This is a genomic window from Aliiroseovarius sp. S253 (assembly GCF_049800855.1).
Lineage (GTDB): Bacteria > Pseudomonadota > Alphaproteobacteria > Rhodobacterales > Rhodobacteraceae > Aliiroseovarius.
In genome coordinates, this window is sequence record NZ_JBNAFW010000001.1 from 341,558 (window position 1) to 361,995 (window position 20,438).

Sequence of the window (20,438 nt, forward strand, 5' to 3'; positions counted from 1 at the left end):
AAGGAGTTGCGGCAATGAGTAAAAAACCTGTTGAAAAGAAAGAGCCCGAAACGACGGGCCACGAATGGGACGGCATTCAGGAGTTTAACAACCCGCTGCCCCGTTGGTGGGTCTGGGTGTTCTACCTGACGATCGTTTGGGGTATCTGGTACACAATCGCCTATCCTGCATGGCCGATGATCAAAGGCGCCACCGCTGGCTACCTTGGTTTCTCGACCCGTGCGGAAGTTGCTGAAGAGATCGACCGCTTCAAGGGCATGAACAGCGAGTTGGAAGCCCAGCTGGCTTCTGCTGACCTGACCACACTGGATCAAGGTTCGGACCTGCACAACTACGCTATTCAGTCCGGCCGTGCGACCTTCGCCACTTGGTGTTCGCAGTGTCACGGTTCGGGTGCAGCTGGTAACGTTGGCTACCCCAACCTCTTGGACAATGACTGGCTCTGGGGCGGTACGTTGGAAGACATCCAGATGACGGTTGCCCACGGTATCCGTTCGGAAGATGACGACGACACCCGTTATTCGGAAATGCCCGCCTTCGGCGATGACTATCTGAGCGATGAAGAAATCGCACAGGTTGTTGCTTACGCCATGTCGCTGTCGCCAGTCACCAAAGACGCAGCTGACATGTCGTTGGTTGCTGCCGGTGCCGTGGTCTACGAAGACAACTGCTCGTCCTGCCACATGGAAGACGGCATGGGTGACCGCGCCCAAGGTGCTCCGAACCTGACCGACGCCATCTGGCTGTTCGGCGAGGACAAAGACACGATCACTTCAATCGTTTCGGAAGGCCCCTACGGCGTAATGCCGGCCTGGAGCGGCAAGCTGACCGACAGCCAGATCAACGCTGTTTCGGCTTACATCCACCAGTTGGGCGGCGGCGAATAAGCCACCGGCCAGCACCTGAGATCCGGGGCCTCACTCCCCGGTCGAAGGCACCGACCTCTGATCCTGTTCGCGCGTTTCTCCGAGGTCGGTGCCGACAAATTCAAACCCGAGTGCTTCGGCGCTCGGGTTTTCTTTTTTGGGAAAAGGGAATCAGAACTGCATCCGGAATTCGTACACGACCCCTGCGACCTTTTTGCACTGCGACACTGTGCAAACTCGTAGTTTCTCAGGGGCTTAGATAGGCAGTCGATGAAAGCCTTCAGAGAAAAGTCTTGATCCACATCAAGGCTTAAATCTGGAATAGTTCCTAAGTGGAACCTCAAGCGAAACACAGGATCCGAGAAACAGTCATGTCTGACGCCCCAGAACAGCTATACGCCCCGCGCGAGCCAATCTTCCCGAAACGGGTAAAGGGCACTTTCCGTAGCCTTAAGTGGTGGATCATGGGGATCACCCTTGGCATCTACTATCTTGCCCCTTGGATCCGTTGGGATCGAGGGCCGAACTTGCCCGATCAGGCGATCCTTGTGGACATGGCCAACCGCCGTTTTTTCTTTTTCTGGATCGAAATCTGGCCGCATGAGTTCTACTTCATCGCGGGTCTGCTCATTATGGCGGGGCTTGGACTCTTTCTGTTTACCTCGGCCGCTGGGCGCGTGTGGTGTGGTTATGCCTGCCCACAGACCGTCTGGACGGACCTCTTTATTCTTGTTGAGCGTTGGGTCGAAGGCGACCGAAACGCGCGCCTGCGTCTTCACCGCCAGAAATGGGACGCCGAGAAAATTCGCAAACGGGTGATCAAGTTCATCCTGTGGATCGGTATTGGCCTTGCCACCGGTGGTGCGTGGATTTTCTATTTCGCAGATGCTCCGACACTCGCAATGGACCTTTTGAAAGGCACTGCACACCCGCTGGCTTACACTACGATGTTTGTGCTGGGTTCGATTACTTTCTTCTTTGGGGGCATCGCGCGCGAACAGATCTGTATCTATGCCTGCCCGTGGCCGCGCATTCAGGCCGCGATGATGGACGAAGACACCATCACCATTGCCTATCGTGAATGGCGTGGCGAGCCGCGCGGCAAAGGCAAGAAGCGCGATGACCTTGGCGATTGCATTGACTGTAATGCCTGCGTGAACGTCTGCCCGATGGGGATCGACATTCGTGACGGTCAGCAGTTGGAGTGCATCACCTGCGCGCTGTGTATCGACGCTTGTGACGAAATGATGGTGAAGGTCGGCAAAGAACGCGGCCTGATCGACTATCTTGCGCTCAAAGATGAAGCTTACGAGCGCGCCGGGAACCAGAAAATTCCGGTGATGAAGCACCTTCTGCGTCCGCGCACGATTCTGTACACGTCGCTCTGGGCGCTTGTAGGGGTCGCCCTGACCGTGGCTCTGTTTGCGCGTCCCAAGGTGGACGTCACCATTCGCCCCGTGCGTAACCCGACCTATGTGACGCTGTCGGACGGTTCGATCCGCAACACCTATGATGTGGGCGTTCGCAACCGCCACGGCGAAGAATGGCCCTATTACTTCACTCTGACTGATGGCAGCCCGCTGACGGTAGAACTGGAAGGTTCGGACAAACTTGTGCTAGTAGCTCCACCTGATACCGAGGCAAAACAGCGTGTCTACGTTGTTGCGCCTCCGGGAACGGAAGCCGCCAAGCTGGACCGTACGGATCTTCGCATCTGGGTCGTGGACGGCGTGACCGGAGACCGTGCCCACCTTGACACTGTCTTTAACGGAAGAGGGCGCTAAGCCATGGCTGAGAAGACCGAGAAGAAAGAGTTCGAACTGACTGGCAAACATGTTCTGGCCATCGTGGTCACTGCATTCTCGATCATCATCGGTGTGAATGTTTTCATGGCCTATTCGGCCGTGGGGACATTCCCCGGGCTGGAAACCAAGAATTCCTACGTGGCCAGCCAGAAATTCGACGCCCAACGTACCGCGCAAGAGGCGCTTGGTTGGGATGTTGCTGCCCGGATCGAGGGCGAGACGCTGTTTTTGGACATCAAGGACGTGAACGGCGACCCCGTGACCGTCACCTCGCTTTACGGCCTTCTGGGCCGGGCGACCCATGTGAACGAAGATCAGGAACCAGAGTTCAACCAAAGCTCGACCGGGACTTATATCGCCCAAGTCGGTACGCTGGGTGGGGGAAACTGGAACCTGCGTATGAATGCAGTGGCTGAAGATGGCACCAGCTTTCAGCAACGCATCCCGATCTTTCTGAAGGCCAACTAGGCCTTCACCTGACGCGCGAACAAGGAAGATACTATGGCTGCTCCGATTTCTGCCTGTCCGGCCTGTGACGCTGCCCCGCTTGCTGAAGCGCAGGCAGGCAAGGGCTATCGTGGCAATGGGATGGAGGCGAAGCGGATCATGTTGTCGCTGCCCCAGATCTACTGCGCTGCCTGTATCGCGGGCGTCGAACGTGGCTTGGCCAAACAGGATGGCGTGCGCGCAGCGCGTGTGAACTTGACTCTGAAACGCGCTGTCGTGGATGTGGATCCCGATATCGAGGCGCAGACACTTGCCGATTACCTGACGGGTATCGGGTTCGAAGCCTACGAGTTAGATCCGGGTCAGCTGACCGGGACCGCTACAGACAAACATGGCAAAGACCTTCTGATGCGTTTGGGCGTGTCCGGCTTTGCGATGATGAACGTGATGCTTCTAAGTGTTGCGGTCTGGTCCGGTGCCACGGACGCCACCCGCGATCTGTTCCATTGGATCAGCGCGGGCATCGCAATTCCGACGGTTGGCTTCTCTAGCCAGGTATTTTTCAAGTCCGCGTGGTCGGCCCTTCGGGTTCGCCGTTTGAACATGGATGTGCCGATTTCACTGGCAATCCTTCTGGCGCTGGGCATGTCGATTTACGAGACGATGCACTCGGGCGCACACGCCTATTTTGATGCGGCGCTGTCGCTGACATTCTTCTTGCTGGCGGGTCGCTATCTGGACTATCGCACGCGCGCTGTTGCCCGATCCGCTGCCGAGGAGTTGGCGGCACTTGAGGTGCCCCGCGCGCTGCGTGTGGTGGATGGCCAAGCCGATGAACAGGTCCCCGTATCCGAATTGGAGCCGGGTCAGATCGTGCGCGTTGTGCCGGGATCCCGTGTGCCTGTGGACGGCATCGTTACCGGCGGCGAAAGCGAACTGGACCGCTCGCTTCTGACCGGGGAAAGCCTGCCGGTGGCTGCGTCTCCTGATAGCATCGTGTCGGCTGGCGAGGTGAACTTGACCGGCCCGCTAACCGTGCGCGTAACAGCTGCTGGTCGCGACAGCTCGTTGCACCGCATGGCCGATCTGGTCGCCATCGCCGAGACCGCGCGCAACCGCTATACCTCTCTCGCAGACAAGGCCGCGGCGGTTTATGCGCCGGTTGTGCACCTGTTGTCCTTCGCGGCCTTCCTGTTCTGGTTCTGGTATTCCGGCGATTGGCGCATGTCGATGAACATCGCTGTGGCCACCCTGATCATCACTTGCCCCTGTGCACTGGGTCTTGCTGTGCCTGCTGTGACCACCGCAGCCTCGGGCCGTTTGTTCAAGCAAGGTATGCTCCTGAAATCCGCCACCGCGATGGAGCGTCTGGCCGAGGTTGATCACGTCGTCTTCGACAAGACTGGAACGCTGACCGAAGGCAAACCCGCGCTGGACGCGCTGGCCCGTCACAAAGACCGCGACCTGCAGGTGGCGCTTGCCCTTGCCGAAGGGTCCAGCCACCCGCTGGCGCAATCTCTGACCCAAGCCGCACGCGCCGCTGGTGTGCAGCCTGCCGAGGTCGCACAAGTTACCGAAGTGCCGGGCAAGGGCATCGAAGGGCAGTGGAACAGCAAAACCGTCCGCCTTGGCCGTGCCGAATGGCTGGGCGCCAACGCTGTTGGGCAGACTGCGACATACCTATCGATCTCGGGCGCCAAACCGGTGGCCTTCACTTTCACCGATGCATTGCGTCCGGGTGTCGAAGAAGCCATCACCGCCCTCAAAGCCAAGGGCATGGGCGTCACGCTAATTTCGGGCGACGTGCCCGCCGCTGTGGCCGATATTGCTGGCCGCGTGGGCATCGAAGACTGGAAAGCTGACACACTGCCCGAAGACAAGGCCGAGTATGTGGCCCGTCTGGGCAAGTCTGGTCGCAAGGTTCTGATGGTCGGGGACGGCCTGAATGACACGGCGGCCTTGGCCGCAGCGCATGTCTCGATCTCGCCCGCATCGGCATTGGAGGCCGCCCGCGTGGTGTCCGACATTGTGCTTCTGGGCAAATCGATGGAGCCGCTGGCCGGTGCCATCGACATGTCGAAATCCGCCACCCGCCGTATCAAGGAAAACTTTGCAATTGCTGCGGGCTATAACGCCATCGCCATTCCGATTGCATTGATGGGTTTCGCCACGCCTTTGGCTGCGGCGCTTGCCATGTCGACCTCGTCGGTGACAGTGTCGCTGAACGCTCTGCGTTTGAAGAAAGGCTAAGCCGATGAACGTCCTTGTATACCTGATTCCCATTTCCCTGCTTCTGGGTGGTCTGGGTCTGGCCGCGTTCTTTTGGACCTTGAAGACAGAACAGTATGACGATCCCGATGGGGATGGTCAGCGCATTCTCAGCGATCGATGGGATGAAGAGCCGCCCGAAGATTAAGGGCGTCAGACAATCCCGTTGCGAAGCGCAATCATCGCGGCATGGGTGCGGTTCTTTGCGCCCAATTTGTTGATGATTGACCGCATGTGCATTTTCACGGTGACTTCCTGAATGCCGAACATATGCGCGATTTCCTTGTTCTGCTGACCTTCGCACAAGCTGTCCAGAATTTGCATTTCGCGCCGCGACAATCCTGTCTCGTCCCGCTTGAAGTTTGGCTTCTGCGCCTTTGGGAAAACCTTCAGGCAGAGATCTTCGTTGACCAGTTTCAAAATGCAGGCCAGCGCGGTCTCTGAAATCTCAACCGGAGCCCCAACACAGGCGCCTGTTCGAAGCGCCTGACGTGAGGCCTCAATCTCTTTTTTAGGCAGAAGTATAACAACCGTCAGACGCTTGTTTCGGCGGCACAGCTTTTCGACGGTTTTCAGGCCGCCCAGATCTGGAAGGCGATAGTCGATCAAGGCGCAGTCAAAGCCGGGACCGCTTCCAAGCGCATCCAAGGCTCGTTGCATCGTGTCGAAGCCGGCCGGAATTGGCATACCGCAGGTCTCTGCGGCGGTAAGAGCCTTGCGCTGTAGCGCAGGATCGTCTGAGGCGATCAATATTTTCAAAGCGGCGCTCCGCACCTTGGCATCGAGCGTCAAGGCTCGACCTGCTACAACGGGTGGCAAGATTGCATAGCCAAGAAAACCCGCATAGGTGTCTCAAGGGATAGGTTTTATGCAGGTCACCCGTCGGAAAACCGTCTATGCAACGCATGTTGTGAAGGCGCGAAGATAGGGTTTTATCTCATTAAGGATACCACAGAAGGGGTTATTTTGTCCACAATCAGGGACACACCCTTCTGGTTAGGGTGCAACCCGTCTGCCTGAAGATACAAGCGCTGTGCTTCGGAAAACGATCCGGCTTGGGCAATGCCTTCTAAGAAATTCGGAAACAGATTGACGCTGAAGTCTTGCGCGAGATTGGGATAAACACTTTCGAATTCAGCGCGATAGCCTTCGCCAAAGTTTGACGATGCAAGGACGCCGATTAGAAGGGTGGGAATGCCCTTGTCATTCAGTTCCGTCAGGATCGTGGCAAGGTTGCGCTGCGTTTCTTCCGGCGAGATACCGCGCAACATGTCATTGCCGCCAAGCGCAACTAAGGCGACGTCGATATCGTCTGTCAGGATCCAACCAAGGCGCGCGGCGCCTCCGGCCGAGGTGTCTCCGGATACGCCCGCGTTGACGACATGGACATCAAAGCCTTGGCCGATCAATGCTGCTTCCAATTGGGGGACGAACCCCTCGCCTTGTGGCAGGCCATATCCTGCCGTCAAACTGTCGCCCAATGCCAGAATAGTGGTGGTTTCCGCCTGAGCGGCACAGGTCATGAAAACTGTCGCGAAAAGCCCCTTGAGACTGCGGGTCAAAACCCCATATGCAGCTGATATCATGCCATACTCCTAAAGAAGGTCCGCCCAATGACGACCCCGGTTCTATCGCTGCGCGACGTGCGCCTGACTCTTGGCAATAATGCAGGCCGGACCGAGATCCTCAAGGGCATTGACCTAAATGTGACCACCGGGGAGACCGTAGGCCTGACGGGGCCATCGGGGTCGGGCAAATCCTCGCTTCTGATGCTAATGGGCGGATTGGATCAGGCAACTGGTGGAAGTGTTCAGGCGCTTGGGCAGGATCTGGGTGCGATGAACGAAGATCGGCTTGCACGGTTTCGGCGTGACCACATGGGCGTGGTGTTTCAGTCCTTTCACCTGATCCCGACTATGACCGCCTTGGAAAACGTGGCGACGCCGTTGGAACTGGCCGGTGTAGTCGACGCATTCGATCGCGCCACGCAAGAGCTTGAGGCCGTTGGCCTGTCTCATCGCCTACATCACTATCCCAGCCAAATGTCGGGTGGTGAACAGCAGCGTGTTGCCTTGGCCCGCGCCGCAGCGCCCCGACCCGAGATCCTGCTGGCGGATGAGCCGACCGGTAACCTGGATGGCACCACAGGGGCGGCCATCATGGACCTGCTATTTGGCCTGCGCGACCGCCACGGATCGACGCTGATCCTTGTCACGCACGCCCCCGAACTGGCCGAGCGTTGTGATCGTGTTATCCACATCCAAGACGGGCGGCTTGCATGATCCAGAACATCGCAATGGCCTTGCGCCTGACCCGGCGCGAGTTGCGCGGCGGGATCAAGGGCTTTCGCATCTTCCTTGCCTGTCTGATCTTGGGCGTCGCAGCCATTGCCGCTGTTGGATCGGTGCGCGAAGCCTTACGTGCGGGACTTGCCAGCCAAGGGGCGGTGCTTTTGGGGGGCGATGCCTCGATCTCTTTCACCTATCGCTTCGCCGATGACGCCGAGCTGACCATGATCAACGAGGCGGCGGACGATCTTTCGGTCATCGCCGATTTCCGCTCGATGATCGTCGTGGGCGAGGAACGAGCCCTTACCCAAGTGAAGGCCGTTGATGACGTCTATCCGCTTTATGGCGAAGCACGACTTGATCCCGTGATGACGATGGCGACCGCGCTGGACGGAACGGACGGACAGCCGGGGATCGTCATGGATGACCTTCTGATCGACCGGCTTGGACTCCAGATTGGAGATACCCTGACACTGGGTGAAATTCCCTTCGTCCTGATGGCCGAGCTTGTCAGCGAACCGGACAATGCCACCGGTGGGTTCGGTCTTGGACCACGCTCGATCCTACGACGCTCTGCGCTGGACGGCTCCAGTCTGCTCTCCGAAGGTACTCTGTTTGACAGTCACTATCGCCTACGCTTGCCCGAAGGCGGTATCGGTCCGGCTTATGCCGCACTGATGCCCGACCTCGAGCCAAATGGCGCACGCTGGCAGGACGCCCGCGACGGTGCGCCCGGAATGCGGCGCCTGATCGACCGTTTGGGCGCGTTCTTGGTGTTGGTCGGATTGGCGGGGCTGGCTGTCGGAGGCGTCGGTATCTCTGCCGCGATCCGGTCCTATCTGGACGAGAAAACCGGCACGATTGCGATCCTGCGTGCGCTCGGTGCTGAACGTCGCGTGATTTTTCTGACCTACTTCTTGCAGATCGGCATCCTGACCTTGTTGGGACTCGCTCTCGGTGTGATCCTCGGCGCGGTGATACCAGCCTTGCTGGTCCCGGTCATCGCACAGTCGTTGCCCGTATCCGCCGAAATAACACTCTATCCCCGTCCGTTGGCCGAGGCCGCCCTATACGGCGCCCTCGCCGCGCTTCTGTTCACACTCTGGCCGCTTGCACGCACGGAAGAGGTCAAAGCCGCCGATCTGTTCCGCGACGCGGCCCTTGGGTCAAACCGTCTGCCGCGCCCGTTATTCATAGGACTATGTGTCGCCATTCTGGCATTGCTTGTTTGGGTGGCCGCACGGTTCTCGGGCATGCCCCCGTTGGCGATGTGGAGCTTCATTGGCCTTGGCGGGGCATTCGCCACTCTGGTCCTGACCGGCATAGCCGTGAAATACTCTGCCCGCTGGCTGGGTCACCGCCAAATCTTGCGCCGCGTCCCGACCCTGCGCATGGCCTTCACTGCCGTCGGTGGGCCGGGGGGCGAGGCGGGGGCCGTCGTGCTTTCGCTGGGCCTTGGGTTGGCCGTATTGGCTGCCGTCGGACAGATCGATAACAATCTGCGTGGAGCTATATCGCGTGACCTGCCGGCTGTGGCTCCAAGTTTCTTCGTGGTCGATATCCAACCCGACCAGATCGACGCGGTGAAAACCCGTCTGGAAAGCGATCCCTTCGTCAGCCGCATCGATACCGCGCCGATGCTGCGCGGGGTCATAACCAAAATCAACGATCGCCCATCGCGCGAGGTGGCAGGTGGTCATTGGGTCATTCGTGGGGACCGGGGCCTGACCTACTCGGCCATACCCACCCGCACCACGGTCGTCGAGGGAGAATGGTGGCCCGAAGACTATCAAGGCCCGCCCCAGATCAGCTTCGCCGCAGAAGAGGCGCGCGAGATGGGCATCGGCATAGGGGACCACCTGACCATCAACATTCTGGGTCGCGACATCACAGGTGAAATCACATCCTTGCGCGAGGTCGACTTTAGCCAAGCCGGGATGGGCTTTATCCTGACGATGAACCCCTCGGCTCTGGCCGGCGCCCCGCACAGCTACATCGCCACGATCTACTCGGAACAGGAAGGCGAGGCCGCGATCCTGCGGGATCTGGGCAATGCTCATCCGAACATTACGCTGATCTCGGTGCGTGACGCGATTACCCAGATCACCGGGTTGATGGGGCAGGTAGCCGCCGCGATCACATACGGGGCGCTCGCCACGTTGGTCACCGGCTTCGTGGTCCTTATGGGGGCAGCCGCCGCCGGCGAACGTGCACGCACCTACGAGGCCGCAATCCTGAAAACACTGGGTGCAACCCGCGCTGGCATCCTGCTGAACTTTGCCATCCGATCGGCGGTGCTGGGTGCAGCAGCAGGGATCGTGGCAGTGGTGGCTGGTGGCATCGCGGGTTGGGCCGTGACGCACTACATCATGGAAGAAAGCTTTGCCTTTGATCTGGCAAATGCGCTTGCCATCGTGTCCGGAGGTGTCTTAGCCACGGTTCTCGCAGGAATGTTCTTCGCCTTCCGTCCACTGTCCGCCAAACCCGCGCGCGTTCTGCGTGCCCGCGAGTAGCTGGCCGCTCATTTTCTTACTGAAAATATCCCGGGGAAGCCTGACTGGACGAAGTCTGGTCAGGCTGGGGCAGAGCCCCGTACAGGTCTGCCAGCGTCGCTAGATTAACAACTCTTTCAGAACCAGAGCCATGACGCCAGCACTATCGACCATATCCTGAACGCCCACCCATTCGTCGGGCTGATGCGCCAAATCCAGAATACCGGGCCCGTAGGCGATGCAGTTCTTCAACTTGCCGATACGGTCGATATGCTTCTGATCATATGTGCCCGGGCTGACCACATAAGACGGCTGCGCGCCCAGCACCTTTTCGATCGCCGCCGCAGTCGAGGCGACAACCGGCGCGTCCTTGTCGGTCATGGTCGGAATGACCTCGTGCATGTCGCGGATTTCATACTCGAAATTGGGGCGCTCAGCCCGGATTGCCTCCAGCATCCGGCTGACCTCTGCCTTCACCTCGGTGATGTCTTCTTCCATCAGGAAGCGTCGGTCGATCACGATGCGGCAGCGGTCGGCCACACATGGCGCGGGTAGGCCGGTGAAATCAGGGTCCTGTTCGGCCTCGCCTCCGTGGATCGAGTTTATGTTCAGCGTTGACTGCTTCGCACCTTCTGGCACCACAGGCATGTCGGTGCGTTTTGTGGCCAATAGCGGAAACAGATGCCGCTCCATTTCCTCAAGCACTGCGCCCATGTGTCGGATCGCGCTGTCGCCCAGAAACGGCATCGAGCCATGGGCGATCCGCCCTTTCGTCTCGATCTCGGCCCACCAAACACCGCGATGGCCTAGACAAATACGGTCTTTGTTCAAAGGCTCGGGAATGATCACATGCTGCACGCGATCCGGATCGAAATACCCCTTCTCGGCCAGATAGGCGACGCCGCCATAGCCGCCGGATTCCTCGTCCGCCGTGGCGCTGATTTCCACCGTGCCAGCGTGATCGGGGTAAAGCGCAACGAAGGCCTCTGCCGCAATAATGGACGCCGCTAGCCCGCCCTTCATATCGCACGCCCCGCGTCCATAGATCTTGCCGTCTTCCAGCTCGCCGCCGAACGGGTCTTTGGTCCAGCCGTGGCCCACCTCGACCACGTCATGGTGACTGTTGAAATGCACACATTCGCCCGGCGTCTTACCCTCGTGGCGGCAAATCACATTCCAGCGTGGATAGTCAGCGCAGTCGCCCGGCGTCCCTTCGGCGCGGATCAGCTCGACCGTCCACCCCTGCGCGCCCATGCGCTCAGCGATATAGGTGCAGATCGTCCGATAATCGCGTCCGGGTGGGTTCAGTGTTGGAATGCGGATCAAGTCTTGGGTCAGGGCGATCAATTCGTCCTGACGGCGTGAGATTTCGGCTAATAGAGGATCATTAAACTCGGTCATGCTGAAAACCTAGGCGGCAAGCGACCTTATCTCAATGGTGGAATTCGCAACCGACGGATTTCACGGAAAACGAGAGCGAAAACGCTGTCACGGGTCTTTAAATCGCGGTAAGCTCAACCTAAATACAAATGTAACAGTGATTAACATACTTCGCACAGGCACAAAGACCTGACCGAAGAATTTGGTGGATAGAAGGAGGGCATATGTCCAGTTTTGATAAGCAGATTCGTGAAAGCCAGGAACAGGTGCAGGAAGCACAGGCTAAGATTTCCGAACTGACCACGCGGATTGAAACCGCGCGCGCGAAGGCCGCCAGCGGGGAAGATATCTCGATTGATATCGAAAACGCGACGCTGGACGATGTGCATGCCCATACCGAAGCGATGAACGCGAATATCGCCGAGTTGATCATGGGTCTTGATGACGTAACCTCAGGTTTCTCGACGGATTTTGACCAGATGCGGTCGAAAACCGGGTGGGAAAGTTTCGTTGGCATCTTCTCGAAGGGGAAATCCGAAAGCATGCGTCAGGAACGGATGCGCACGGCGTCTATCGACGACAAGCTGCAAGAGCTGATCGCGCAGTCGGATTCGATTGTGAACCTGCTGGAGGGTCAGCTGGCAATGCTGAACGAGCAGAAGGAAAAGGTGGGCGCGAACCTGTCCACAACACTGGACGAGCGCGAAATGACGGTGGGTGAGCTGGAAAGCCTGCGCGCCGAAATCCTTGGCATGGACCCCAAGATCATCGAGCTTGAGAACAAGATCGCCAACGAACAGGACGCCGCCGCGCGTACACAGCTTGAAACCGAGCTGGCTGATCTGAACAGTAAATACAACGAGATGGTGCAGGAAGAGCAAGTGAAGCTGGCCCAGTCTCAGACGTTGGAACGCTATATCGAGAAGGGCAAGACCTGGGTCGATTCACTGCAAAACCAAGCGGCGACGCAGATGGTGCTGATCAACAAGCTGCAGACCGACACCAAGCAGCGCGTGGTGCTGTATGATGCGCTGACCAAGTCATTGAAAACGGCGCAGCAACAGGATGTGGCGCACCGGATCAATGAAATCGGCGTCGAGACCGACAAGGAAGCCCAAGCCGCGATGGCCGCGATTGGCACAGCAACGAACCAGCGTATGGCCGACATGATGGAAGCCCACGAAGACCAGATGGTCTTTGCCCGCGACGTGCTGGAGCAGAAGGCAAAAGCCGACGAACGCTTCGCCCGCCGCTTCGCCGAGATCGTCGAGAAGCACGACAAGAATTTGTATGGGGGGTGAGGCCTTCCGCCCGGTCGATAGACCGGGCAGCGCCCGACCCTCCCCACGGGAGGGCGCTTTGCGCCCACCCAGGGTCAGGCGCCGCCCTCTGAATTTCAAGGATGTGGATGTTTAGTCGGACAAATCAATTTCGGGAAGCGATGCGCACGCGTCGCGATAGGTTGCGTATTGCAGGGATTGCAGTTCTTGTAGTGAGTATCGTTGGCGTGGTTTTAGGCGTGCTTATGAGCTCAGGTTTGGTGTTCGAAATCGGATTGGCAGCCTTCTTTATCTCGATTTTTGTGTGGGACCTTTTTGCAAGAGATGGAGCAAGCAGAATCCTATTTGCCCTTTCAAATTGGATGCCGGGTTTTGCGGCGTATGCCCTCACACTGGAGAAATGGCTGGAGACACCAGTGAAGGGACACTCGACAGGAGCTCAATCTGATGTCTGACAACATCAAAACTTCCGAACGCGCCTCGGCAGGCTTCGCCCGCCCGGATCATGCCGAGCTGACGGACACACAGATTACGCGGCGCTATTTCTCGAAGTTCGAGAAGATCACTGCGCATCTGGCCCGTGTGGCCGGGCAGATGGAGGTTGAGGGCAAGCTGAGCCGGGACGAGGTCGACGTGCTGGCCCGGTACGTCATCAAGCTGGGTCTCAGCTTCAAGGCGCTGGCCAACAAGTATCACATGTCCGAAACGGCCTATGGGTTGGGCGGCAAGACGCTTACTTTTGACCGGCGCGACAGCGGGTTTCCGATCCATGCGGAGCTGCTTCAAATGGCGTCCGACGCGGCACAGGCGGGTACGCATTTAAAGGGCATGGCCTCGGCCGAAGATCTCAAAAGCCAGATGGTCAGCCAGATTGTCGGTGACTTGTCGGTTCCGAAACGGCTGCAATACGCCCTGTCGCAACGGCTTTACTATGAAGAACTCCAGCGCGGCGATCTGTTCTGGCCACAGATGCATCCGGATGTGGTCTGGCGTCACAACAAGGGCGAAGGCCGCGACACCCGCCGCGTCTATCTGGCCCATTGGGCGGTCTATGACAGCGAAGTGAATCTGCCCACCATCTATCTGATGGAGCTTGAGGACACGGGCCGCACCGCTCTGCCCAAAGACGAACGCCGCTGGCCGCAAGTGCAGTCGCATTTGATGGCGCAGTCCATGGCGGGTTTGCAGCTGGTGACCATCGCCACTGGGTTCGACAAGGATTTCGACGACCTTCACCCGAAACGTCTGCGCCGCTTCCATGTAGGCCCGATGTATAGCCACACGTTTACCCGCCAGACCGGCCCGCTGCGCGAGGTGTTGGAGCAGGCGAAAAGTCCGCCGGGAGAAGATTGGGCGCTGGCGTGGACCGTGGAAGAACTGAAAAGCCAAAGCGTCAAGGAAGAGAAGTCCGGTTGGTTTGGCAAAGTCGAGCGTGAGATTTTCGCGATTGATCCCTTTGCCGGGTCCGGCTCGGGGATCGGTGCAACCGCGATGGAACGCGCCATCATCATGCCCGAACGCCCGTTTCAGGTATTGGCCGAAAAGAACCCCGCGGGGTTCCACGACGTGCGCAAATTTGTTGTCAGCCCGGGTGGCCGGGTGCTGTCTTACCGTTGATTTTAGGAGTATTCGATGTCTTTACCCGCTGATCTGATGGAGCTTCGCGAAGAAGAAATCCGCGCGCATTACGGCGCGGCTGCGGGGCATCTGGATGGGTTCGATCACACGCCCCGGATTGCCAAACCGAAGGAAGCCCCCAAGGCGGAACGCAGCCCCGGTATCGGGCGGGCGCGCCGCTTCCGATCCACAACGCCGGGTCTGGTGACACGCTCGACCGCGCGGCCCGAAGGTGTGCATTTGGTGGAACGAATCGAGGGATCGGACGGGGACGATCCGCTAGTGTCTCCGCTTCAGGCGACCGTTCTGCACACGCTCCGCCGCGCCATCGCGATAGCGTTGGCGGTGGGTGAAGGGTTCGCAGAACAAACTGAACTCGCCGCTCTGCGCCGCGCGAACCTTGAAGGTCGCTTGGGTGCGGATAAGTCCGCGGCATTCTCCGAACTCCTGACTGCTGAGTCTTTGATCGTCCTTTATGTCTTCGGTAATGCGACTTCGTATCTGCTGGCAGATCACGCAAGCGAAACCCCGATTGAGGTCGGTGCGGTCGAAGAGATCCTGACCGACAACGCCCCACTCGCTCTGAACGGCGCATTGTGGGAGCTGGATCAGGAACTCGCTACGTTTGTCACGTCCGAAGACAAGTTGGTCCCAACTGTTTTGGCCTATGTCGAACAGCTGATGGAAAAGGTTGCCCTGCGCGCCCAGACCGCCAGCCACCTTGGCCCGTTCACATCCGTAAACTACCGGGTCGAAGCGGACGACCTGACCATCTCGGGCTTCACGCCGTCCCGTGCGCATCGTGGATCGAAGATCACGATGACCTTCAAGAAACCGAACGAGGTCGTGGGCAACCACATCGCCAAATACCAAGCGATGAAGCTGTCGAAAATGCTGATGGCTTACGACTTCGATCGCAAACTGAACCCGTTTGCGGAACTGGGCGGTTTCATCTTCACCTTCATGGGCGACGGCAAACCGGGTACGGGTAAAACCACGCTGATCCAGATGATGGCCGGGCTGGTCAACGATTACTGCGCGGTGGCGGGCTATCCGTTCCGCTATCAGAATTTCGGCATCGACAATATCGACAGCTATCAGGGCAAGTCGGGCCAGAACGCGAAGGCGTTCATCAACAACGTGCTCGACCCCAATGTGATCGGCTTTGGCACCGTGGATGACATCGACCAGATCGCGGGCAAACGCGGGGATCGTCAATCCAGCGCGGGCCAACAAGAGGTCACAGCGGTTCTGATGGAAAGCTTCGCGGGCGCCAACACCGTGGTGCGCGGCAACTGCACCTTCGGCATGTTCTCGAACTATCCCGAGAATGTGGACGATGCCCTGCGCCAACGCGCCGGCGCGCGTTTCCTGGTGGATGGACCCCAAACGCGCGAGGACTATATCGACATCCTGCACCTCTTGATGGGCAAGAACCACGACATCCCGCTGGGCAAGCACGACCTTTACGGCGCTCAGGAAATCAAATCCGCCGTCGCCCGCAGTTTCGAGGCGCATAACAAGCCGCAGGAAGCGGGCCTGATGAACGTGTTCGACCGCGTGCATGACCAGATCGGAGAGCTGGACGACATCGCCAAAATCGGCACCTATCTAAAGGGCATTCAAGAGGCCGACGAACGCTTCACGGGCCGTTCAATCAAGAACATCACCGACGCGGTGAAAGTCCGCGCGATGGACTTTGAACTCCCCGACGAATGGATGGAAAACCCCGAGCTGTTCTTGGTCAAAGACTATGACACCAAGAAAGACATGATCGCTGAACTGCGCGTGCCCATCACCACCGACATGGTGATCCAAGAGGTCAACCGCTACGCCGATTCAGAGTTCCGCTATGCCGACAAATCCGACGAGGTCGCTATCGAGGCGATGGTCCGTGATTTTGGCCGTCAGGAAGAGGCGAAGAAGCGGTATTTGGAGGGGAAGTGAGTGATTGAGATCGCTTACATACTGTGGTGCGTGATCGCGTCCTACTTGGGTTGTCGTTTCGTCGTTTGGGCCATGAAACGAAATTTACCTGTGCCGTCCGGAGCGTTCGCCGCGATCCGGTTTTTCGTCGTTTGGTGCCTGACATTGGTGGTTAGTGTGTTTCTCTATATGCTGGTTGCGGCGGGTCCATTTATCTATTTAATCAGCAATCCTGATCGATTTGGCGGAATGGAAGAAAGCGTATTGATCTTCGGTGGGTTGATCTTGCAACTTCCTTATTGGGTCGGGTTCTTTAAGGGCATCGATCTCCAAGTTACGCGGAGGTTCAGCACATGACTTATGTGTCTTTGCAATTTCGAGATAGCTTGATATCTGCCAATCCTATGACGGTCTTGATCTACGCGGCAACGCCGCGACGCGCCCGACCCGCCCCACAGGGCGGGCGCGTTCCGCACCCACCCTCGGGCCGGACGCATCGCTCATATTGTGAATGCAAGGGAGGCACATCATGAAACGCCTCATCCAACGCGGCCTTATGTTTGGCAATCTGATCCGGGTCGACAGCCCGGCGCTGATCGAGCGGTATAACCGTGCGCTCAAGGGGCTAGCGGGCAAGCAGACGAAGCTGAAGGAATTCCATATCGACGTCTCGGGGTTCTCGCCCGAGATCGGCGAGGAGTTCAAAGACCCGCTCTACCTCAACCCCAATGGCTGCAACCGGCAGTTCATCATTCTGACGGTGGACCAGAAGAAGGCGCCGCTGTTGAACGCCATGTTCTCGACCTCGCGCGGGATACTGCGGCAGTTCATTGCGGATAACGAGGCGAAGCTTTTCGCGCTGACTGCCCACGACGCGGTGGCGGGCGAGTTGATGAACTCGGTCTATGACATCTCGGATCCCGCGCGTCTGTTTGATATCCGCAAGATCATGATCGAGGCCGACACGACCCAAAGCCACGTCAAAAACGCGCGCGAGTTGGCCGAGAAGATCGACCATTTCCAGACCGCGCCGAACGCGTGGTATGACGATGATCTAATTGCCGAAATGATCGAACTGGCCCGCGAAACCGGGGACGTGACCAAGGTTCCGGTTGATTTGGGCGTGCAGGAATACGAGCAAGGCAATTTCTGGACCGCGCATTTCGGCGGGCTGTACATCTTCCGCGATGTGGAAAGCCCCTGTGTCGTGGTCTCGGGCGACAAAGATCGGATGGAGCGGTTCCCGCGTCTGCCCTTTGTTGACACGACCGAACCCAACCGCATCGCCAGTTTCCTGCGCAAGAACGATCTGGTCGAGCCTTTGGTGTCCTCGCGGGGCGCGACTGGCGCGCGCATTCTGCGTCAGAAGATGGAGTTCATTTTGGTGGACGCCGCGACCTCGGCCGGGATGGAGCTGGGCGACATGTCCTCGCGTACCTTAAGGCACGTGGCGCAACGGATGGGCCGCAACCTGCCGCAGGCTTTCCACGGGCTGGCAGCCCTTGTGCGCTGGGCCGAGGCTGGCGGGCAGTGGCCCCGGATCGACAGCCGACACCCGGCCTATTTCTATACCCTGCGCGCGCGCCCCGATCATCCAGACCGCGACCTGATCAACCGGCTGTTGTCGGAACTCGCGCCGATGGATTTCCGACAGCTTTTCATCTGCCACAAAGAGCTGTTCTATGCTTCCTACGCCACATGGCCGGACGAAAAGCGCGAGTTTGTGGCAGAATTCCTGCATCGTGACTATATGGCAAATAAGGCGGGGGCTCGTGATAAGCTGTTCGGAGGACGCAAGGATGCGCTGAAAGTGCCGGGCACAACGCGCAAGCGCACCCGTGAGCAAGTGATTGAAATGGTTGGCCCTTGGGGTGCCGTGAAAGGAAAGTAGGGATGGGGTTTCTTCGACTGATCGTTTTTGGCTTTATCGGGCTTAGCATTATCTATGTGCTGGTCAGCCTGTATTCCCGATCGGTCCGTATGGAGAAGCTGGAAGAGCAATGGGCCGAAGAGCATCCCAGCGGCGATGAAAGCGACCGTGAAGAATGGTTGCGCGAGGGGATGGAGGACTATCAAAAAAGCTTCCGCCCCAAGCTGATCTTGCTGGTCTATGTGGTGCCCGCTTTGCTGGTTCTGCTGTCGATAATACTTATTAACTGAGGTTCAAAATGCGCCGTTTCCGTATCATTACTCGCAGCCTGATCGCACTTATCCTGTTTGGTGTGCTGCACTATACGCTGCCCCAACATGACGTCGTGCGCGTTGTGAACACCTATCAGGAACGTCAGGATCTGGACGACTGGACTCGGATTTTCTGGTCCAAGCCCGATGATCAATCCGCAGGCTTGATCAACCGTGATGTGCAGTTTGTTCAGACGGTGAAGAAAAAGACATACCTTCTTGGTTTCATCCGCACGGATGCGGACGAGGTCATGGTCTATCGGAACGAGGACACCGGCTGGTCATGGCCGCCCTATTTCAAGTTTGATACCGCCAGCTTGCAGACCGAGGTCGACGACCTTCGCTCGACCGCCGAGGAGCCAAAATGGGCGGTAGTCACGCATTATGGCTGGCGGAACGAGCTGATTTCAACCTTCCCCAATGCCGTGGGTATCCGCCCTGTGGCGGGCCCTGACGTGACGATCATCCCGTGGTTCAACATCGCGTTCTTTCTGTTCCTTGCCATCGCACTGGGCTTTATCCGCGCGCTGTGGCGCCAGTTCCGCCAGCGTTCGATTGATCCCGCGCTGGAAGACGCAAGCGAGGCTTGGGATGCAGTGGACGCACGAGCAGACGAGGCCAAGGGCCGGTTCTCACGTTGGTTGGGAAGCTGGCGAAGCAAGTAAGTCAGCGCGCCTCGATAAAGGCGCGCTTGTTCTTGCGCAGGCGACGCATCAGATTGCGTTGCGGTGCGTTGTCCGGCATGTGATGGGCGGGCTTGGGTGCATCCAAGCCGTCCACCAATTCAGGAAAAATCATCCGGATCTCGTCCAGTGCTTCTGGCGACATGCTTTTCTTGGTGTATTTGCCCAGATACAGCGTCTCGGCGGGTGTGCCATTTGCGAAGACCACCTCGTGGTTGTCACACAGGATGTGGCAATAAGTGATGTGGTCCATGCTGTCGTCTTGACGTACGCCAGACAGAAGGGTCAGCTTATTCGCCGCAATCAGCACCTCGGGCGTGTCGAACATACGTGCGGCGATCTTAGATCTGCACAACATGCGATGTTGGCGCGACACCCATAGATCCCGATCGGGGAGGTCGTGACCCAAGGCACCCGCCTTGATCCGAATTGGGGCCAGATCGCCCGTTGCCGGCACCCGACGTATGCCAACCCAGCGGATGGTCTGGACGCCGCTGCCCAACGTGCAAACCTTGTCCCCGGGCGAAAGCTGTTCAACCGGAACCTCGCCTTTCGGGGTTAGGATGCTTGTTCCTGTGGCAAAACAGGTAACGAAGTCCCAAGTCTCGCGTGTGCCAGTCAGGCCCGAATAGGTGCCGCCGATCAGGCTGTCCAACGATATGGAGCGAATTGCGCCAGATTCATACGCCGCCTGATCCGCGTTCGAAGAAAACTCGGGCGCCAGATAGGTGTTGCCTGCCGTATCCTGAAAAACCACTGCGGTGACTGTCGCTGTCGATCCATCGATGAAGGTAATCGTCGCAGTATACGGTGCCACAGCATCGAACGTTTGCGGTGGTCCGCCGTCTATCGAGAACTGGTCGTTCGAGTTGCTGTTATTGTTGTCATAGGCGGTGCCGTTGCCACCCGTGAAACCTGAACCTGCCGAAGTGAACGAGACGAAGTTATCAAGCAGCGGATCACCAAGGCCACCGACAGTCAGCCCGACAAGCGCCGAGGCATTCTCGATCGTGTCATTGCCTTCTGTCGGGTCAATAATGGCGTGATTTCCCAGCGAGATCACATTGAATGTGGTCGGCATCGCCTTCCTCGATTTGCTGTATGAATGCGCTCTAGATGCGACTTACTTGGTCGCTTAAGTTGGATCTATATCTAAAAAAGAGCGCCAGAGCACCAATTATCGTTAAAAATAGGTAAAATTCGCG

At 58.2% G+C, this 20,438-nt stretch carries 19 protein-coding genes; 15 read left to right on the forward strand and 4 right to left on the reverse strand.

All coding sequences use genetic code 11. The features are described from left to right. Positions 1–14: 14 nt before the first annotated feature. From ccoP to ccoS, 5 genes are all read left to right on the forward strand, one after another. Positions 15–887 carry a cytochrome-c oxidase, cbb3-type subunit III gene (ccoP, locus tag ACP15F_RS01755; protein WP_424939132.1) on the forward strand — a complete coding sequence of 291 codons (873 nt, stop codon included), beginning with the start codon at positions 15–17 and terminating at the stop codon, positions 885–887. 350 nt (positions 888–1,237) lie between these two features. After that, the gene (gene ccoG / locus ACP15F_RS01760; protein WP_424939133.1) at positions 1,238–2,650 is read left to right on the forward strand and encodes a cytochrome c oxidase accessory protein CcoG; all 1,413 of its coding nucleotides are present in this window, start codon (positions 1,238–1,240) and stop codon (positions 2,648–2,650) included. A gap of 3 nt (positions 2,651–2,653) precedes the next feature. Continuing rightward, positions 2,654–3,139, forward strand: coding sequence for a FixH family protein (locus ACP15F_RS01765; protein ID WP_424939134.1), 486 nt, complete (start codon positions 2,654–2,656; stop codon positions 3,137–3,139). Between the two features lie 33 nt (positions 3,140–3,172). After that, a complete protein-coding gene (locus tag ACP15F_RS01770; protein WP_424939135.1) occupies positions 3,173–5,368 on the forward strand; it encodes a heavy metal translocating P-type ATPase in 2,196 nt (731 codons plus the stop codon). 4 nt (positions 5,369–5,372) lie between these two features. After that, entirely contained in the window at positions 5,373–5,534 is a 162-nt protein-coding gene (ccoS, locus tag ACP15F_RS01775) for a cbb3-type cytochrome oxidase assembly protein CcoS (RefSeq protein ID WP_424939136.1), read from the forward strand. A 5-nt stretch (positions 5,535–5,539) separates the two neighbouring features. Here the strand turns inward: ccoS and ACP15F_RS01780 are convergent, their stop codons facing one another. Both ACP15F_RS01780 and ACP15F_RS01785 read right to left on the reverse strand, forming a co-directional pair. Continuing rightward, positions 5,540–6,160, reverse strand: coding sequence for a LuxR C-terminal-related transcriptional regulator (locus ACP15F_RS01780; RefSeq protein ID WP_424940924.1), 621 nt, complete (start codon positions 6,158–6,160; stop codon positions 5,540–5,542). Between the two features lie 158 nt (positions 6,161–6,318). Next, positions 6,319–6,972, reverse strand: a complete 654-nt coding sequence (locus tag ACP15F_RS01785) for an arylesterase (RefSeq protein ID WP_424939137.1) — start codon at positions 6,970–6,972, stop codon at positions 6,319–6,321. Positions 6,973–6,999: 27 nt separating this feature from the next. On the opposite strand from ACP15F_RS01785, the gene ACP15F_RS01790 reads away from it, so the two are divergent. Next, positions 7,000–7,668, forward strand: coding sequence for an ABC transporter ATP-binding protein (locus tag ACP15F_RS01790; protein ID WP_424939138.1), 669 nt, complete (start codon positions 7,000–7,002; stop codon positions 7,666–7,668). Next, positions 7,665–10,187: an ABC transporter permease gene (locus tag ACP15F_RS01795; protein WP_424939139.1), complete on the forward strand. Its 2,523-nt coding sequence runs from the start codon at positions 7,665–7,667 to the stop codon at positions 10,185–10,187. Before ACP15F_RS01790 ends, ACP15F_RS01795 begins: the two co-directional genes overlap by 4 nt. Before the next feature lie 99 nt (positions 10,188–10,286). On the opposite strand, the gene ACP15F_RS01800 is transcribed toward ACP15F_RS01795, so the two are convergent. Continuing rightward, positions 10,287–11,567 (reverse strand): acetylornithine deacetylase/succinyl-diaminopimelate desuccinylase family protein, encoded by a 1,281-nt coding sequence (locus tag ACP15F_RS01800; protein ID WP_424939140.1) that lies wholly within the window; start codon positions 11,565–11,567, stop codon positions 10,287–10,289. Positions 11,568–11,770: 203 nt separating this feature from the next. On the opposite strand from ACP15F_RS01800, the gene ACP15F_RS01805 reads away from it, so the two are divergent. From ACP15F_RS01805 to ACP15F_RS01840, 8 genes are all read left to right on the forward strand, one after another. Further along, on the forward strand, positions 11,771–12,847 hold the full coding sequence (locus tag ACP15F_RS01805) for a hypothetical protein (protein ID WP_424939141.1): 1,077 nt from the start codon (positions 11,771–11,773) through the stop codon (positions 12,845–12,847). Positions 12,848–12,954: 107 nt separating this feature from the next. Beyond that, complete coding sequence (locus tag ACP15F_RS01810; protein WP_424939142.1) at positions 12,955–13,281, forward strand: hypothetical protein; 327 nt, start codon at positions 12,955–12,957, stop codon at positions 13,279–13,281. Then, complete coding sequence (locus tag ACP15F_RS01815; RefSeq protein ID WP_424939143.1) at positions 13,274–14,443, forward strand: hypothetical protein; 1,170 nt, start codon at positions 13,274–13,276, stop codon at positions 14,441–14,443. Before ACP15F_RS01810 ends, ACP15F_RS01815 begins: the two co-directional genes overlap by 8 nt. Before the next feature lie 15 nt (positions 14,444–14,458). Continuing rightward, entirely contained in the window at positions 14,459–16,390 is a 1,932-nt protein-coding gene (locus tag ACP15F_RS01820; RefSeq protein WP_424939144.1) for an ATP-binding protein, read from the forward strand. Further along, a complete protein-coding gene (locus ACP15F_RS01825; protein WP_424939145.1) occupies positions 16,391–16,726 on the forward strand; it encodes a hypothetical protein in 336 nt (111 codons plus the stop codon). It abuts the gene before it with no gap. 172 nt (positions 16,727–16,898) lie between these two features. Further along, positions 16,899–18,260, forward strand: a complete 1,362-nt coding sequence (locus tag ACP15F_RS01830) for a DUF6638 family protein (RefSeq protein WP_424939146.1) — start codon at positions 16,899–16,901, stop codon at positions 18,258–18,260. Between the two features lie 2 nt (positions 18,261–18,262). Continuing rightward, positions 18,263–18,529 (forward strand): hypothetical protein, encoded by a 267-nt coding sequence (locus tag ACP15F_RS01835; protein ID WP_424939147.1) that lies wholly within the window; start codon positions 18,263–18,265, stop codon positions 18,527–18,529. An 8-nt stretch (positions 18,530–18,537) separates the two neighbouring features. Continuing rightward, positions 18,538–19,215, forward strand: a complete 678-nt coding sequence (locus ACP15F_RS01840) for a DUF1523 family protein (protein ID WP_424939148.1) — start codon at positions 18,538–18,540, stop codon at positions 19,213–19,215. A 1-nt stretch (position 19,216) separates the two neighbouring features. On the opposite strand, the gene ACP15F_RS01845 is transcribed toward ACP15F_RS01840, so the two are convergent. Then, positions 19,217–20,314, reverse strand: coding sequence for a Hint domain-containing protein (locus tag ACP15F_RS01845; RefSeq protein ID WP_424939149.1), 1,098 nt, complete (start codon positions 20,312–20,314; stop codon positions 19,217–19,219). Positions 20,315–20,438 lie beyond the last annotated feature (124 nt).